This is a genomic window from Polaribacter sp. YIW18 (assembly GCF_057219325.1).
Genome location: NZ_JBXVVE010000005.1, coordinates 158819 through 175615 on the forward strand (window position 1 = coordinate 158819; position 16797 = coordinate 175615).

Here is a 16797-nt window from a genome sequence, read left to right on the forward strand (position 1 = left end):
TTATTTTTTAGGATTTAGTAAAATAGCATAAATTTCTATACCTAAACCAATAATTACTAGGGTGGGTGCTAAACGAATTCTTTGCCAATTGTAAATTTCTTTATTAAAAAAATTGGGATCGTTACTACCACCACCTGCCATAAAAATAAATCCTAAAGCAATACACAGGATACCAATAATCATGAAAATATAATTCTTTTTTCCAAAAATAAATGCTGGTTTTTGTAGTTGTTCTTCTTTCATGTTTTTAATAATAAAGTTCGTCTGTTCGTAAATTTAAAAAACGTTGTGTGGCAAAAAAGGTACTTAACCAAGTTATAATAAATGCTGTTAAAAGTACACCACCTGTTAAATATGCTAAAGAAATATAGTCTTTTAAAAAGCCTAAACTAGGTGCAAATTTATCTGCATAATAAATTACAACTGCTAAACCTAAAAGTGCAATAATTGCAGCAACCAACCCTAATTTTATACTTTGCCAAATAAAAGGTTTTCTAATAAAACCTTTTGTAGCACCAACCATTTGCATGGTTTTTATGTTAAATCTTTTAGAGTAAATAGATAACCTAATAGAGCTATTTATTAAAATAATGGCTATAAAACCCACAAAACCACTTAATATTAACAACCAAAAACTAATTTTTTTAATATTTTTTGTTAGTAAGTTTATCAATAATTTATCGTAAGATACATCTGCAACAAATGCATTTTTTAGAAATTTTGTTTCTAATTCTTCTATTTTTCCTGGAGTAACAAAATCTGCTTTTAAGTAAATATCTATTCCGTTTTTAAGCGGATTTTCTCCCAAAAAATTTAAAAAATCTTCGCCAATTTCTTTACTGTATTGTTTTGCTGCTTGTTTTTTAGAGGTGTAAATAATTCGTTTTGTAAAATTTTCTTTTTGTAAAGCAGCTTTGAAACCATTTATTTGTTTGCTAGTTACCTTATCTTTTAAAAATAAAGTAATGGCTACTTTTTCTTTTACTCTATTTGCTACCAAGGCAGATTTTAAAAGCATGAGTCCTAAAATACCTACCATAAAGAGCACCAAAGCAATACTAATTACAACAGAAATATAAGAAGATGCTAAACGTCTTTTTTGGTATGTTTCAAACTTTGAAGGCATTTTTATGGTAACTTTTAAACTGTTGGCAAGATAATAATAAGAAATTAGTTGACAGTGCGTCTTTGCAGTATTTTAACTAATTGATTTCTTGGCACAACTCAATTAAAACACCATTGGTAGTTTTTGGATGTAAAAAAGCCACTAATTTATTATCGGCTCCTTTTTTGGGTTCTTCATTTAACACAACAAAACCTTCGTTTTTTAATCTTTTAATTTCACTTTTAATATCAGAAACTGCAAAAGCAATATGGTGTACGCCTTCTCCTTTTTTTTCTATAAATTTTGCAATGGGACTATCTACATTTGTAGCTTGTAATAATTCTATTTTATTAGGGCCTGTGTTAAAGAAAGAGGTTTTAACACCTTCTGAAGCCACTTCTTCTACTTTGTAATGTGTTTTACCAAATAATGATGCAAATAGCTTGTTAGATTCCTCTAAGTTTTTAACTGCAATACCAATGTGTTCTATTTTATCCATAGTGTAAAAATAGAAAAAACCAGTAAAGAAAAATCTTTACTGGTTTTAATAAGTTATTATTTTGCGTTAATTACTACATTATCTATCTCATAAGTTCCATCAAAATCTTCATCTCCACTCCCTATATATTTAAATGCGATGTAAACTGTACCTGTATAATTTGATAAATTAATGTAAGTTGAGTTAATAAAAGTTCTAAAGTCATCACTATTTGATGCTATTCTTGCAGGTAGTTTTTCCCAATTAGCACTCGTAATTGTTGTTTCTAAACCATTCCAGTTAGATGATATTAAAACTTCTAAAGTACTACTATCTGCAAAAGATGTAGAAGTATCAAAAGAAAAATATTCTTCTGATGTTGTATCTAAATCTATACCTTTTGTAATTAACCACGATATTGTTGAAGCATTTCCAGATCTAAAAGAACCAATATTTGCAGCTCTACTTTGTACATCATTATCAAAATAAGAACGCCAAAGTTTAGTGCCTTTTTCACTGTAATTTGTCCAACCAGCAATATTTATATCTCCAGAAGTTGTCTCAAAATTTTCATTTAATAAAATTGTTGAAAAATCTGATAGTGATTCAGTAGTACACTTTGTTCCGTTCATATTTACACCATCTGCTGAATTTAAAACTAGTACTGTAAAATCTCCAGGAAAATCTTTAGAAACAACCGCATTTAAAAAACCTCCTCCTTTTGGTAATGCTAAATTAGCAAAGTCTGCAAAAGAACTTGTTTCTACAAAAGCCTCTACAATGCCAGGACCTTGGCAAGTTTCTATAGTTCTTTTGGTATCAAAATCTTCTGTAGGATCTATATATGTCTTACCTTCTATATTTCCAGCAAAATAAGCATTTTCTACACTAACATAGGTACAAAGATTTTCTGGATTGTTTATATCTCCTAGGGTTACAATTTTAGGAATAATTTCAGCTATAGTTTTTGATCTAAAAAATTGATTTAAAGATTTATTTACAGTAATATTATCTATCTCTCTATTATCTACTAATTTTACTTTACCCCCAATTGTAGTTACACCATCACCAGAATTTGTTTCTCCAATATATAAACCTTTTAATCTTACATAAACTTCCCTTCCAAAATTAAATTTGGTATTAATATTAGTTAAATTTATAGCTACTTTAATTCCAGAAGTTGGGTTTTCTGGTTGGTCTTGTATATAAAATTCTCTAAAGAAATTACCATTTTCATCTGAAGAAATAACATATCCTTTTACAGCGATATTAGACACTATTTCTATAGGGTTACTACCAGAAATATAGATTTTTTTTAAATCTTTTATAGACTTTAATTCTACGAAACCTTGATTTATGCTATCTAAAAGTGCATTTAAATTTTCATTTTCTTCTACTCCTAAATTTTGGGGTACTGTAAAGTCTCCATCTTCTACACAAGAGGTAAAAGAAATGCTAGATACAAAGGCTAGTAATATGATGATTATTTTATTTGTTTTCATTTTAATTATTTTTTTTTAGAATGATATATTTAAATTTAAAAAGTAGGTTGTACCTCTTCCGTACCAATATTTATTACCAAAAACGGGTGTATCTAGTGCTTTGTCGTCTCTTAATTGTCTAAAGTTGGCATTTCTACCTTGTTCAAAACCACCAGACTTGTACTCTTCTCCTAATAAGTTATTTACTGTTGCAAATAGACTAATATATTTATCGCCTATTTTCCATGATTTACCACCAATTAAATTTACAACCGTATAATCGTCAAATTTTTCTTGTTGCAATAATTCTCTTGCTAAATCTGGATCGTAATCTGCAAATGGTAAACCATCTGCGTCTTCAAAAAAGTTTGAAGACCTATTTAATGGAGCAACATCAACATAAATATTTGAAAAGAAATTTGTGGTAGCACCAACCCACCAATAATCTGGATCTCTGTACTCGAAACCAACAGAATAAGCATTTTGTGGACCAGAAGCCAATTTGTAGTTTTTTAAATTTGACACATAATCTTTAGATCTAAAGTCTGCATCAAAACCACCATTATTAGCTACATCTGATGTTAAATATAAATCTGGATTATTGCTGTAAGTATGTTGCCCAATAGCTGCTGCACCTTTTAACTTTATAGTTGGTGTAACTTGCGCCTCTATACCTAGTTCTAAACCTATGTGTTGTTTGTTGATACCAGAAAGTATTTCTTGTACAAAAGCTGTATTATCGCCACCAATACCATCTGCAAAATAAAAAGATATTTCTGTTGCATCTTGTACATTGGTATAGTAACCAGTTAATCTAGAGGTAATTATTGGGCTTCTAACAATATAACTTACATCTGATGAAAATACTTTTTCGCTAACCAAATCATCTACCACAAAATTATTTTCTCTAGAGTTTGCAAAAGAGTTTCTAATTGTAGGTGCATTGGTTACATAAGCTACATTTGCATCTATTAAATGGCGTCCTGTAATTTTATAAGTTGCACCTGCTTTTGCACCAAAGTTTATAAAGTCTAATTTTTTAGATTTTCCTAAAGAATTATTTTCAAATCTACCATTTTGGTATAAACCTTCTCTTTGATGAGTTGTGTTAGATACACTAAATGCTGTAAAAAAGTCTACTTTTTTATACTTAAATTGTGCTTGTAAAAAAGCACTTGCCATATTTGAATTTAAATTGTAGTTGTATCTAAAAGTATCTCCTTCTACAACAACTCTATTAGGATTTAAGATATCGTTTTGTTGTTGGTTTTCTGTATCTGCAAACGGGTTGATATCTAAATAACCTTTACCACCTAATAAATCTATAACTTCTGCAAAACTATTAGAACGTAATCTTCTGTATTCTAATTTACCACTTAAAGTAATGTTGTTTGTAATGTCTGAGTTGAAAATAGTGTTTACTGTTAATTGCTTATCATAACTTCTATCTTCATAAAGTACATAAGCATTTTCTATACCTGCATTTGCATTTGTAATGTTTGCATCAAAAATTCTATTCCAATCTAATTGACCATCTTCTTGAAAATTTTCTCTAGATGTGTAAGCTCCTGCTAAATCCTCATTTCTAAGTTGAAAACTTGGTAAATATTGATAATAAGTTGGGCTTGGGTTTACACCACCATTAAAATCTAAACGACTGTTACCTATTTTACCAAATTGATAAGATATATTGGTTTGCAATGTGCTATTATCAGATAAATCCCAATAATGGTTTAACATTAAAATTGGTTCTTCAACTTCTTTTATTCTAGAATTTATCTTTCTTCCATTTAAATAGCCCCAATAATCATTATAAGCTATTCCTTTTAAATCAAATACTTCTTGGGTATTTGGAGAAGATTTACCTCTTCTGTTTGGTGTAAAAATAGATGTAAAGTTTATACTATGGTTTTCGTTAATCTTTTTTTCTACGGATGAAAATAATGAGTATGCATTGTAGGAAGTACCTTCGTTAAAACCTTCTAAGCCTGCTCTTCTACTTCCAGAAACTGTTATTGCCCAATCTCCTTCTAAAACACCTGTAGAGTGGGTTGCCATTAACCTATGCACATAACTTCTTTTAGATGATGAATATGAAATTCTGGTTCCTGGTCTTTGTTGAGAAGCTCTAGTATTAATGTTAGTAGAACCTAAAACACCGCCAAAAGTGTAGTTAGAAGGTGCTAATCCATTACTAAATTCTTGGTTTCGTAAAACATCATTTAAACCACCCCAATTACTCCATTGTGCTCTTCCATCATAAATTTTGTTCATTTCAATTCCGTTAATAAGTACTTTACCATTTCCAGAATCTAGCCCTTTAATTCTAAAAAAAGAAGAACTAAACTCGAACGCAGCAGACCTTAAAAAGACATCTTTTGTTGCTTGTAATAAACCCGATATGTTATCTGCAGCACTTGCATCGTCATTTAACTCATCATCTGTAATGGTTATAATACTTAAGTCTTGGTCTTCTGTAATATCTTTAAAAAGATAAATTGTACCTAAATTAATTGGTTTTCCATTAAGTTGAATTGGAAAAACTTGAGTTTCGTAACCATTAATAGAAATCTCTAAAAGATACTTTCCATTGGGAAGTTTATCAATAATAAAAACACCATTTAGTTGCGTTTTTTTGTTGATAATTGTATTTTTAATGTGTATGAGAACGTTAACTAAGGGGTTTTCTGTATTGTTATCTATAACAATACCTTTTACAATATTTTGTGCATTTGTTTCTATAAAAAATAGCATCACAAAAATTGTAGATAAAATAAATTTTACCATAACTTTCTCTTTTTTTCATTCAATTTAGCATTTAAATTTAGGTTTTTTTTAACAATAAACCTATTTTATTAGTAAATTATAAATTATGTTTGATATTTTTACAGAAAGAAAAAGCACAAATGAAAAGAAAAGTAACCCTACTTATTGTATTTCTAATTTCTATAAATACAGTATTTTTTTCTCAAAAAAAAGAAAAAAAATACACAATTAGAACTATTGCTTTTTACAATTTAGAAAATCTTTTTGACACTATAAATGATACCTCTATCAATGATGAAGCAAGCCCAATAATGAATCTAAAAGCCAACATATCAAAAGTTTATTGGGATAAGATAGATAAACTAGGAAGTACCATTGCTCAAATTGGACTGGATAAAGCAAAAACGAGTCCTGCAATAATTGGGGTTTCTGAAGTGGAAAACTTAAGTGTTTTAGAAGATTTAGTGAAATCTAAACATTTGACAAAACAGCATTATGGCATTATACATTATAATTCGTCTGATAAAAGAGGTATTGATGTAGCTTTATTATATCAAAAAAGATATTTTAAACCTGTGTATCACGAAGCTTTTAACCCAAATATTTATAGAGATGGTTACAAAGTTTATACTAGAGATCAACTATTAGTCTCTGGGTATTTAGATGACGAGTTAATTCACTTAATAGTCAACCACTGGCCCTCTAGAAGTGGTGGTGAAGCAAAAAGTAGACCTTTGCGTGAAAAAGCGGCTTACCAAAACACAAAAATTATAGAAAAAATTAGACAAAAAGACCCCAATGCTAAGATTTTAACTATGGGCGATTTTAATGATGATCCTATAAACTCTAGTTTTAAAAAAATTTTAAAAACCAAAAGTAGAAAAAGAGATGTAGATGAAAACGATATTTACAACCCTTATGAAGACTTACATAGAAGAGGCTTTAACACATTAGCTTATAGAGATAATTTAAACCTCTTTGATATGATTTTAATTTCTGCCCCTTTACTAAACAAAAGAACAAAAGATTATACTACTTATAAAATGTATCAAGCAAACATTTTTAATAAGCGTTTTTTAACTCAGAAAAAAGGTAGATACAAAGGCTATCCTTTTAGAAGCTTTTCTAATGGAGGTTATACAGGGGGTTACTCAGATCATTTTCCTGTATATGTGTATCTCATTAAAGAGAAAAAATAAAAAAAACCCAAAACTTATAAGTTTTGGGTTTTTATTGATAATAAATTATTGCCTTCTACATGTATAAAAATTAATCTTTTACAGATTTAAATTTATAGTGTAAGTATGTGTAAGCATCTCTAGGTATAATAGTAATCCACTTTTTGTGTTTTAAATACCATTTAAAACGTATAGAATTTACGCCTTTTAGTAAATAAGCAGCAATAAAAGGATGCAAGTGTAATTGTATCTTTTTATTTTTTGGATTAGAAATAAATTTTTCTAAATCTGCTTCTATTTTGTCTAATAAGACAATGGGCGCTTCTACTTCTCCATTTTTATTTGGGTTGGTCTCGGTAGTTTTTATACTTAACTCTGGTCTAACCCTTTGTCTTGTAATTTGCACCAAACCAAATTTACTTGGAGGTAATATTTTGTGCTTTGTTCTATCCAAAGCCATTTGTTCTTTTAAATGCTGATAGAGTTTGTTTCTATTTTCAGCTTTATGCATGTCTATAAAATCTACAACGATTATACCACCCATATCACGTAATTGTAATTGACGTGCAATTTCTGTGGCAGAAATTAAATTAACTTCTAATGCTGTATCTTCTTGAGAACCTGCTTTGTTAGAACGGTTTCCGCTATTTACATCAATAACGTGTAATGCTTCTGTGTGCTCTATTACCAAATAGGCACCTTTACTCATAGAAACTGTTTTACCAAACGATGTTTTTATTTGTCTTTCAATTCCATATTTTTCAAAAATTGGAATATCAGACCTATGCAACTTTACAATTTTTTCCTTTTCAGGGTAAATTTCTTGTAGATATTCTTTAATTTCTACTTTTAAAGTTTCATCATTGGTTATGATACTTGTAAAACTATCATTCATAACATCTCTTAGTATAGAAGATGCTCTGTTAAGTTCGCTTAAAATTTTAGTTGGTGTATTTGTGTTAGCAATACGCTTACACATGGTTTTCCAACGTTCTAAGGAGTTTTGCAAATCTTTATCTAATTCTGCTACTTTTTTACCTTCTGCAACAGTTCTTAAAATAACGCCAAAACCTTTTGGCTTTATGCTTTTTGCTAATCTTTTTAATCGTTCTTTTTCTTTTGGATCTGCAATCTTTTGAGATACAGATACTCTGTTAGAAAAAGGAACTAAAACCAAAAATCTACCTGCTATAGACAACTCAGAACTTAATCTTGGGCCTTTTGTAGAAATTGGTTCTTTAACAATTTGTACTAACAGGTTTTGCCCCGATTTTAGTACGTTGTTAATACTACCGTCTTTGTTAATGTCTTCCTCAAAACGGAAGTTTTTTAAAGTGAATTCTTTATACTTACCTGTGCTTACTTTCTTAATGAATGTATTTAATGAATTTACTTGCGCACCTAAATCGTGATAATGTAAAAACCCATCTTTTGGGTATCCTACATTTACAAAGGCTGCATTTAAACCTGTTAACACTTTTCCTATTTTGGCTAAAAATATATCGCCAACAGAAAATTTGTTACCAGTTGTTTCATTATTTAATTCAATAAGTTTTCCATCTCTTAATAAGGCAAAATCAATATCAGATGAATTCGAACGAATTATTAATTCTGTTTTCATGCTGAATTTGGTTTTAACACTGCACTTCGTTGTGCAGATGGATTAATATTGTCAGGTATTTTGTAATACCGTTAGAAAATTTACTGCCTTACACAGCGTGTAAATTTTCAAATGTCAATGAACTTTTTTGGGGTTGGTTTTTCTTTTTCGTTAAACAATAAACGAAAAAGTAAGCAAATGCTTACTTTTTCTTGTGTCTATTTGCTCTAGCTCTTTTCTTTCTTTTGTGTGTAGAGATCTTAGCTCTCTTTCTTTTTTTACCACTTGGCATAATGTCTGTTGTTTTTTAAACCAGTTAAGGTTTAGATTAGTATTTTGTTATTTAACAGCTACTTTACTTTTTACACCTTCTGTAAAAGTTTTTGCTGGTTTAAATGCTGGAATATTATGAGCCGGAATCTTAATAGTTGTATTTTTAGAAATATTTCTACCTATTTTTTCTGCTCTAGTTTTGATAATAAAACTACCAAAACCTCTTAAATAAACGTTGTCGCCATTTTCTAATGCATCCTTTACTTCAGTCATAAATGCCTCTACAGTTGCTAAAACATCTGTTTTTTCGATTCCTGATTTATCTGAAATTTTTGATACGATATCTGCTTTCGTCATGTCTCTATTTTTACTATATTTTTATTAATTTAATTTCAAAAATGCGGATGCAAATATATGATAATTAATCAATTCCAAAAAAATTAAACCTTAAAATTATCTGAATTTTTAAATGTAATATTGCAAATCTATTTATAACAAATGAAATTTTATAATACACTAATTTACTGGTATTTACAAAATAAAAGAGCATTACCTTGGCGTAAAAGTAAGCATCCTTATTTTATTTGGTTAAGCGAAATCATGCTTCAGCAAACAAGAGTTGCTCAAGGTTTGGCCTATTATTTAAAATTTACGGAAGAATTTCCGACTGTTTTTGACCTTGCAAAAGCAGATGAAAGTACTGTTTTAAAAATGTGGCAAGGTCTAGGTTATTATTCTAGAGCAAGAAATTTACATTTTAGCGCCAAATACATTGCAAATGAGCTAAATGGCGAATTTCCATCAACCTATAAAGAAATTATTAAACTAAAAGGTGTTGGCGATTATACAGCCTCTGCAATTGCCTCTATTTGTTTTAACGAACCCACGGCTGTAGTAGATGGAAACGTTTACAGAGTACTTTCTCGCTATTTTGGCATTGCAACACCTATAAACTCATCTGCAGGGATTAAAGAGTTTAAAGCATTAGCGCAATCGCTTTTAGACACGAAGCAACCGGGGACTTATAATCAAGCTTTAATGGATTTTGGCGCAATGCATTGTAAACCCCAAAATCCGCTTTGTGATACTTGCCCTTTTGCAAATAGTTGTGTTGCTTTAGAAAAAAAATTAACTAAAGAATTACCTGTAAAAGAAAAAAAAATAAAAATCACAAAACGATATTTTAATTTTTTGGTGATAAAAACGGATGACCATAACACAATCTTAAAAGAAAGAAAAGGCAAAGGTATTTGGCAAGGTTTGTATCAATTTCCTTTAATAGAAACAAAAAACATCAGCAATCAAAAAGAAATTGTTGCTTCAGAGGAATTTCAAAATTTATTCCCAGCAGAAACTACCCTTTCATTATTTAACAAAAAAGAAATTATTCATAAATTATCTCATCAACATTTATACACTCAATTTTGGATTGTAGAAACCAGCTCATTAAAAGAGGCTTCTATTTCTTGGGAAAATATAGAAGATTATCCTGTACCTATTTTAATTGCGAATTTTCTAAAGGAATATCGACTAAAAAGTAATTGATATTTTTAGTACTTTTGATATCTAATTTAACAAGCTATGGCAGGAACAATAAACAAAGTAATTTTAATAGGTAATTTAGGCGATGATGTAAAAATGCATTATTTTGATGATCAAAATTGTGTAGGTCGTTTTCCTATTGCAACCTCAGAGAGTTATACCAACAAACAAAGTGGCGAAAAAGTAACCAATACAGATTGGCACAATATTGTTGTTAGAAATGGGTTGGCTAAAGTATGTGAAAAATACTTGGCAAAAGGAGATAAAGTATACGTAGAAGGCAAATTAAAAAACAGACAGTGGGAACAAGATGGTATTAAACGCTACTCTACAGAGGTTGTTGTAACAGAAATGACCATGTTAACAACAAAAAAGAATGCAGATACAAATACTGCTGCACCACTAGAAAGCAAGCCAACTAAAGCAGAGCAAACACCGTCTATTACATCTGAAGAAAATGACGATTTACCTTTTTAACCATTTAAACTCATAAATTTTGGATCCAGATCCCGAATCTTTATATTTTCTATTAGCCTCTTTCGATTTTATAACCACCATAAATGGAATTTTATTAATTGCGTTATTCATAAGTTCTGCCTTGGTTTCTGGAACAGAAGTTGCTTTTTTTTCTTTATCTCAAACAGATTTAAACGAACTTTCTAATAACGGAAAACAAGAAAACATTGTGGTTACTCTTTTAGAAAGCCCCAGAAAATTATTAGCAACCATATTAATTACAAACAATTTTATAAATATTTTAATTGTATTGTTATTCGCATCTATGGCAGAAACCCTTTTTGGCGATTTTAATTTAGATGTAGACCTCTATTATTTTACAGTACCCGTTCGTTTTTTAATAGAAATTATATTAGTAACTTTTTTAATTTTATTATTTGGCGAAGTTTTACCAAAAGTATATGCCTCTAGAAATGCGCTTACTTTTTCTAAAACCATGTCTAAATTTATCAATTTTGTAAGTGTATTATTAACTCCTTTTAGTTTGCCATTAATTAGCTTAACAAAATGGATAGAAAAAAAACTAGGTAGCAAAGGCACAAACTTTTCTGTAGAAACTTTATCACAAGCCTTAGAGCTTACATCACAAGGTGCTACAAGTAAAGACGAGCAAAAAATTTTACAAGGAATTGTAAATTTTGGTAACACAGAAACTGTGCAAATAATGAAACCTAGAATAGATATTTTTGCCATTTCTGATGACGAGCCTTATGAAGTAGTTTTAAAAAAAATATTAGAAAACGGGTATTCTAGAAACCCTGTTTATAAAGAAAATATCGACAATATTATTGGTATTTTATATGCTAAAGATTTATTAGAACACCTCAATAAAAAATCTTTTAAATGGCAAAACCTTTTAAGAGAGCCTTTTTTTGTTCCAGAAAACAAAAAATTAGACGATTTATTAAGCGATTTTAGAGCCATAAAAAATCACCTAGCCATTGTTGTTGATGAATATGGTGGTACAAGTGGTTTGGTTACTTTAGAAGATGTAATAGAAGAAATTGTTGGTGATATTAACGATGAATTTGATGACGATGATTTAACCTACTCTAAAATAGACGCCAACAACTTTATTTTTGAAGGAAAAACAAGCATAAAAGATTTTTGCCGAGTTTTAGATGATGAAAATGAAGAAATTTTTGAAGAAGAAAAAGGAGAAAGCGAAACCCTAGCAGGTTTTATTTTAGAAATTTCTAGGAAATTTCCAAAAAAGGGAGAGAAAATAAACTTTAAGAATTATACGTTTACCATAGAGGCGTTAGATAAAAAACGCATAAAACAAGTAAAAGCAACCAGAAATGCGTAACCTTTTTTTCTTTTTTTTTGTATTAATTTTTTTAGGATGTAAAGAAGATACTTTACCAAAACCAACAGCCTATTTAAGTCTAAAATATCCAAAAAAAAACTACCAAAAACTAAAGTTAAAAAGACCTTACAGTTTTGATGTTTTAAAAAATACCAAAGTAATTAATGAACCCAACAATTGGCTTACCATTAAGTACCCAAACTTAAAAGCATCAATAGATATTACTTATAGACCTGTAAATAATAACATAAAAGAGCTTTTAACAGAGGCAGAGAAACTGGTATTTAAACACGCTATAAAAGCAGAACAAATAATTCCTAAAGATTATACAAATTCCCAAAAAAGAGTATTTGCTAGTATTTACGAAATTACGGGTAATGCAGCTTCTCATATACAATTTCACGCTACAGATAGCACTAAAAACTTCTTAAAAGGCTCTTTGTACTTTTATGCAAAACCCAATTATGATTCTATTCTACCTGCAATAGCATATCTTAAAAAAGATATTTTAAAGTTAATAGAAACGATCAAATGGATACCCTAAAAAGTCTTAATTGCTTTCTCTAAACAATCTTCATTTTCTTCAATAAAAAAGAAGCATTCATATTTTTACAAACACCGCTTTTTAAAGTGTAATCAAAATGTAATTCATTATTAGTAATTTCTGCATCAAAATAATAGTTTTCTATGCTAGAAAACTCATTTTCTAATTCGCATAAACTTACATCGTGTGTTGCAATAATTCCTGTAGATTTTGATTTTGTTAATTTTTCTACAAATTTTTTAGAGCCAATTGCCTTGTCTTTGCTATTGGTTCCTTTTAAAATTTCGTCTAAAATGATAAAGTAATCTTCTTGTGCAATTTCATCAACAATAAACTTTAAACGTTTTAACTCCGAGTAAAAATAACTCTCATCTTCTGGTAAAGAATCTGTAGTTCTCATACTTGTAATTAGTTTTATAGGATGATATTTAAAACTTGCAGCACAAACTGGCAAGCCACAATTTGCCATTACTATTGATAGGGAAACTGTTCTTAAAAACGTGCTTTTACCAGCCATATTTGCTCCTGTAACAATAAAAAATTGTGCTTTATCAATTGTAAAATTATTGTCTATTCTTTTTTCTGCATTCAATAATGGATGTCCTAAATTGGTAGCTTTTATAATTTGTTTTTGTGTAGTTATCTCTGGAAAAATAAATTTTGGATGATTAAAATGAAAATTAGCTAATGCGTTTTGTGTATCAAAAAAAGCAACTACTTCAAACCATTTTTTTACAGTATGTTTATAAGTTGCAATCCACTTTTCTACTTTGTATGCGTTCGCAATTTCAGATAAGAATAAGCCATTGCCAAAAACAGCAATTATAATGTTATTTCTCTGGTCAAAAGCATCTAAAATTCTAGCAAATTTTTTAAAAATTGTAGAGGCATTTTTATGTTCTGATGTAATAATTTTTTGCTTTTGTAATAGAATTTCTGAGGTAAATTCTTCGTTTTCGATCTCATTTAACAATTCATAATATTGTTTAAATGTTTCTCTAACTTTATCTGTTTCTGCATATAATTTACTGGTCTTTTTTAAAAATATTCCGATTATAAACAACCCAAAGAAAAACCAGGCAAGCATATAATTGAAAGATAGAAAACCAACAGAAACCAAACCAATCAACAATACAGAAATAACAGAAAACACTTTTGTGAAAATGTTTAAAACATTGGGTAATGTTTGTTTGTAATTTACAATCCAATTTGTAATAAAATTAGAAGTATTTTTTACAGTTACCAAACTAGCTATGGCATTAAAGTGTTGCCTCCATTTTGTTTTTTTTGATAGCTCTTTTACAACTTCTTGTTTGGCTAAAATTTCATCGGTTTTATTTGCTGTTAAAAGAGTTGCCAACTCTTTTTTACCATCTTTTGTTACGGTTCTATTTAGATATTGAAAAAAAGAACCTACACCAAACAAATCTATATCATTGCTGTAAAAATGTGTACGATTTATAAATTCTTTACCTGTTTTTAAGTGATAAAACTCTCGATGTAAAACTTTAATTTCTGTAGTATTTATATCTATTTTTTTAGAGACTATATTTCGTTTCCTTTTTAAGTCTAGATGTTTAACAACCAGAAAAGCAAACAAGACAACTCCTAAAAAAGCAATGATAAAAACATCTGGATAAGTCCCAAAAGTTAGGTAAACTAAAAAGCAAGTTCCTAAAAACACAGCAAACCTAAAAATACTTAAGTTTACAGATTTCTTTTTTAAATCGGCTGCTTTTTCTTCTAGGTTTTTTAGTCTTTTTGAGTAAAATTTTAAAGGGTTTTTCATGAGCTTACTTGTGTTTTGTATGTAGAAATTCCACCCGTTAAATTTAGTACTTTTAAATCTGGATATTTCTTTTTTAGCCTTTCTGTAGCTTTGTAACTGTTAAGTCCTCTTTGACAAACCATTACATAAGTTTTATTAAAATCTACCGCTATCTTTTCTGCATCAAAATCATTAATATGTATGGTTTTATCAACCTGAAAAGGCAATTCTAAATTATTTAAAACTGCAATAATTTCTAGGTTTTTAGATGCTGATTGAATAGATAGTTGTTCTTTTAATTCTTGTGATGATATTTGCCAATCAGGATTTTGACCTACGCATAAAGCATCAACATAGGTTTGCATGCTAAAAATCTTGGCAATGTTAGCTTCTAAAACACTTGGTTTTAACTTTATTCTTAACTGTGTATTTTGTAGCGAATTATAAATTAACAACTCATTCGTTAAAGGTTTTCCTGTTTTTGTAACCAGTTTTAAAACCTCATTTACTTGTTGTGTAGCAATCAAACCTACAATAGAGTTTAGTGTTCCTGCTTCTTCACAATTAGGAATTTCTGTTGCCATTTCTGGAAAAGCATCTCTTAAATTTGCTGAATAACTTCCATCTTTTTGCAACACATTAAAAGTTGCTACATAACCATCAAACTTATACAAAGAGCCATATACCAAAGGTTTGTTTTTGATAACACTAGCATCGTTTAATAAATATTTTGTGGGCAAAGAATCTGTTCCATCTACTACAATATCTACATTTTCAATCAACTCGAAAACATTTTCTTTTGTAACTAATTTATTGTTAAAACTAACTTCAGTAAAAGGTGCTCTTTGTTCTATAAACGTTCGTAAAATTGCTGCTTTTGGTTTGCCAACATCTTCTAAAGTATAAAAAACCTGCCTATGCAAATTGGTAATATCTACTGTATCAAAATCTACCAAATGTAATTTTCCAATTCCGCTTGAAGCCAAATACACTGCAATAAGACTGCCCAAACCACCACAACCAATTACCAAAACTGATGCATTTTGTAATTTTTCTTGTCCAATTTCGCCTATCTCTGATAAAGTAATTTGACGTTTGAAAAGTTGGTTTTTATTCATTACTTTACAATCTCTTTTATAGCCATTTCAAACTCTTCAGGTGTATTTACATTTCTAATCAAATCATCATCAATTTCTACGATTTCTACATCAGAATTGATAAGCATTTTACGCGGACATGAATAGCCTTGTGCTAAATATTGCAATAAAATAGGATACGCTTTTGGTTCGTAAATTGTAATTAATGGCTCTACAAATTGCTTAGTTTTTCCTTTAATTGCCGTGGCAACTTTACTTGGATTTCTATGGTTTAATAAGAACTCTATTACTTTATTATTTACAAAAGGTAAATCTGTTGCCAAAACAAACCAAGCCGAATTTGGATCTTTCTGAAACGCAGAACAAATGCCACCAAATGGACCTAAATTGTAGAATTTATCTGAAATTTCGTCTACATTATTTGTGGCTTTTTCAACAGAATAAAACGTTTTTAAATTGTTGTTTTCCAATAATTCTTTAGCAACTTCTTTTTGAGGTTTTCCAAAATAAACAAGTTCAGATTTATCTTGTCCCATTCTGGTACTTTTTCCACCTACCAAAACCAAACCTTTTATGGGGGCAATTTTTTCTTGAATCAAATTATGAATGTGATTTGCTATTTGATCAACTTGATCAATGGTATAACAAATCTTGTTTTTTATGTTTGGATATTTTTCAACTAAAAAATCGAAAAACTCAGTTTCTTTTTTCAGTTTTACAATAAACTGTATACAATCTAATTGCTCTAATCTTTTTAACACAGAAGCTTCTTTTGCTTCATCTAAAACTAGAATTTGTTTTGCTGCTTGGTAATGGTTTCCATTGATAAACACAGAATCAAATTGTGCAAAATCTAAACGTTGTTGGTATTTATTTAGCTTTCCAGAAGTGGTTATTTGTACATTTCCTTTGTGATGAAAAGTATATTCAGATAATATATTTTTTTCAACATCTTTTACATGAGAAGCATCAAAATAAGCTAATTTAAAATTGGATAATTTTTGTGAAACTTTATTAACTAAATTAGCAATTGTAGTACAATTTGTTCCTAAAATTGCAATTTCGTTAGGTGCAAAGTTATCATTATCTCTTCTTTTTAAATTTGTATGTTTTTTGTGGTTTTTCATTTTGTGTTGCAGT

15 protein-coding genes are annotated in these 16797 nt (G+C 29.3%); 5 read left to right on the top strand and 10 right to left on the bottom strand.

Annotated features, from left to right (window positions below):
• The 5 genes from AC2D6T_RS07160 to AC2D6T_RS07180 form a co-directional block, all read right to left on the bottom strand.
• Positions 1–243 carry a DUF3098 domain-containing protein gene (locus tag AC2D6T_RS07160; RefSeq protein WP_438988777.1) on the bottom strand — a complete coding sequence of 81 codons (243 nt, stop codon included), beginning with the start codon at positions 241–243 and terminating at the stop codon, positions 1–3.
• A 4-nt stretch (positions 244–247) separates the two neighbouring features.
• Positions 248–1126, bottom strand: a complete 879-nt coding sequence (locus tag AC2D6T_RS07165; protein WP_484681010.1) for a cell division protein FtsX — start codon at positions 1124–1126, stop codon at positions 248–250.
• Between the two features lie 76 nt (positions 1127–1202).
• Positions 1203–1604: a methylmalonyl-CoA epimerase gene (gene mce, locus AC2D6T_RS07170; RefSeq protein ID WP_484681011.1), complete on the bottom strand. Its 402-nt coding sequence runs from the start codon at positions 1602–1604 to the stop codon at positions 1203–1205.
• 56 nt (positions 1605–1660) lie between these two features.
• Positions 1661–3085 carry a DUF5689 domain-containing protein gene (locus AC2D6T_RS07175; RefSeq protein ID WP_484681012.1) on the bottom strand — a complete coding sequence of 475 codons (1425 nt, stop codon included), beginning with the start codon at positions 3083–3085 and terminating at the stop codon, positions 1661–1663.
• 15 nt (positions 3086–3100) lie between these two features.
• Complete coding sequence (locus AC2D6T_RS07180) at positions 3101–5851, bottom strand: carboxypeptidase-like regulatory domain-containing protein (protein ID WP_484681013.1); 2751 nt, start codon at positions 5849–5851, stop codon at positions 3101–3103.
• Positions 5852–5970: 119 nt separating this feature from the next.
• On the opposite strand from AC2D6T_RS07180, the gene AC2D6T_RS07185 reads away from it, so the two are divergent.
• The gene (locus tag AC2D6T_RS07185) at positions 5971–7029 is read left to right on the top strand and encodes an endonuclease/exonuclease/phosphatase family protein (protein WP_438988773.1); all 1059 of its coding nucleotides are present in this window, start codon (positions 5971–5973) and stop codon (positions 7027–7029) included.
• Positions 7030–7099: 70 nt separating this feature from the next.
• Here AC2D6T_RS07185 and AC2D6T_RS07190 read toward each other — a convergent pair whose 3' ends face one another.
• Both AC2D6T_RS07190 and AC2D6T_RS07195 read right to left on the bottom strand, forming a co-directional pair.
• Entirely contained in the window at positions 7100–8629 is a 1530-nt protein-coding gene (locus tag AC2D6T_RS07190) for an Rne/Rng family ribonuclease (RefSeq protein ID WP_298949524.1), read from the bottom strand.
• A gap of 318 nt (positions 8630–8947) precedes the next feature.
• Entirely contained in the window at positions 8948–9238 is a 291-nt protein-coding gene (locus AC2D6T_RS07195) for an HU family DNA-binding protein (RefSeq protein ID WP_484681014.1), read from the bottom strand.
• Between the two features lie 141 nt (positions 9239–9379).
• Here AC2D6T_RS07195 and mutY point away from each other — a divergent pair, with 141 nt between their 5' ends.
• The 4 genes from mutY to gldD are packed head-to-tail and all read left to right on the top strand — an operon-like array spanning position 9380 to position 12792.
• Positions 9380–10426, top strand: coding sequence for an A/G-specific adenine glycosylase (mutY, locus tag AC2D6T_RS07200; RefSeq protein WP_484681015.1), 1047 nt, complete (start codon positions 9380–9382; stop codon positions 10424–10426).
• Between the two features lie 36 nt (positions 10427–10462).
• A complete protein-coding gene (locus AC2D6T_RS07205) occupies positions 10463–10900 on the top strand; it encodes a single-stranded DNA-binding protein (RefSeq protein ID WP_484681016.1) in 438 nt (145 codons plus the stop codon).
• A 19-nt stretch (positions 10901–10919) separates the two neighbouring features.
• The gene (gene gldE, locus AC2D6T_RS07210) at positions 10920–12248 is read left to right on the top strand and encodes a gliding motility-associated protein GldE (protein WP_484681017.1); all 1329 of its coding nucleotides are present in this window, start codon (positions 10920–10922) and stop codon (positions 12246–12248) included.
• Complete coding sequence (gldD, locus tag AC2D6T_RS07215) at positions 12241–12792, top strand: gliding motility lipoprotein GldD (RefSeq protein WP_484681018.1); 552 nt, start codon at positions 12241–12243, stop codon at positions 12790–12792. The genes gldE and gldD overlap by 8 nt, the downstream gene beginning before the upstream one ends.
• Positions 12793–12811: 19 nt before the next feature.
• On the opposite strand, the gene AC2D6T_RS07220 is transcribed toward gldD, so the two are convergent.
• Genes AC2D6T_RS07220 through AC2D6T_RS07230 form a run of 3 tightly spaced genes read right to left on the bottom strand, consistent with a single transcriptional unit; the run spans position 12812 to position 16784 of the window.
• Positions 12812–14581, bottom strand: coding sequence for a MutS-related protein (locus AC2D6T_RS07220; protein WP_484681019.1), 1770 nt, complete (start codon positions 14579–14581; stop codon positions 12812–12814).
• On the bottom strand, positions 14578–15678 hold the full coding sequence (locus AC2D6T_RS07225; protein WP_484681020.1) for a HesA/MoeB/ThiF family protein: 1101 nt from the start codon (positions 15676–15678) through the stop codon (positions 14578–14580). Before AC2D6T_RS07225 ends, AC2D6T_RS07220 begins: the two co-directional genes overlap by 4 nt.
• Positions 15678–16784 (bottom strand): molybdenum cofactor guanylyltransferase, encoded by a 1107-nt coding sequence (locus tag AC2D6T_RS07230; RefSeq protein ID WP_484681021.1) that lies wholly within the window; start codon positions 16782–16784, stop codon positions 15678–15680. The genes AC2D6T_RS07225 and AC2D6T_RS07230 overlap by 1 nt, the downstream gene beginning before the upstream one ends.
• Positions 16785–16797: the final 13 nt, after the last annotated feature.

Coding starts and splice junctions, on each gene's coding strand:
- AC2D6T_RS07160 (WP_438988777.1), bottom strand. CDS start 243: ATGAAAGAAGAACAACTACAAAAACCAGCATTTATTTTTGGAAAAAAG.
- AC2D6T_RS07165 (WP_484681010.1), bottom strand. CDS start 1,126: ATGCCTTCAAAGTTTGAAACATACCAAAAAAGACGTTTAGCATCTTCT.
- mce (WP_484681011.1), bottom strand. CDS start 1,604: ATGGATAAAATAGAACACATTGGTATTGCAGTTAAAAACTTAGAGGAA.
- AC2D6T_RS07175 (WP_484681012.1), bottom strand. CDS start 3,085: ATGAAAACAAATAAAATAATCATCATATTACTAGCCTTTGTATCTAGC.
- AC2D6T_RS07180 (WP_484681013.1), bottom strand. CDS start 5,851: ATGGTAAAATTTATTTTATCTACAATTTTTGTGATGCTATTTTTTATA.
- AC2D6T_RS07185 (WP_438988773.1), top strand. CDS start 5,971: ATGAAAAGAAAAGTAACCCTACTTATTGTATTTCTAATTTCTATAAAT.
- AC2D6T_RS07190 (WP_298949524.1), bottom strand. CDS start 8,629: ATGAAAACAGAATTAATAATTCGTTCGAATTCATCTGATATTGATTTT.
- AC2D6T_RS07195 (WP_484681014.1), bottom strand. CDS start 9,238: ATGACGAAAGCAGATATCGTATCAAAAATTTCAGATAAATCAGGAATC.
- mutY (WP_484681015.1), top strand. CDS start 9,380: ATGAAATTTTATAATACACTAATTTACTGGTATTTACAAAATAAAAGA.
- AC2D6T_RS07205 (WP_484681016.1), top strand. CDS start 10,463: ATGGCAGGAACAATAAACAAAGTAATTTTAATAGGTAATTTAGGCGAT.
- gldD (WP_484681018.1), top strand. CDS start 12,241: ATGCGTAACCTTTTTTTCTTTTTTTTTGTATTAATTTTTTTAGGATGT.
- AC2D6T_RS07220 (WP_484681019.1), bottom strand. CDS start 14,581: ATGAAAAACCCTTTAAAATTTTACTCAAAAAGACTAAAAAACCTAGAA.
- AC2D6T_RS07225 (WP_484681020.1), bottom strand. CDS start 15,678: ATGAATAAAAACCAACTTTTCAAACGTCAAATTACTTTATCAGAGATA.
- AC2D6T_RS07230 (WP_484681021.1), bottom strand. CDS start 16,784: ATGAAAAACCACAAAAAACATACAAATTTAAAAAGAAGAGATAATGAT.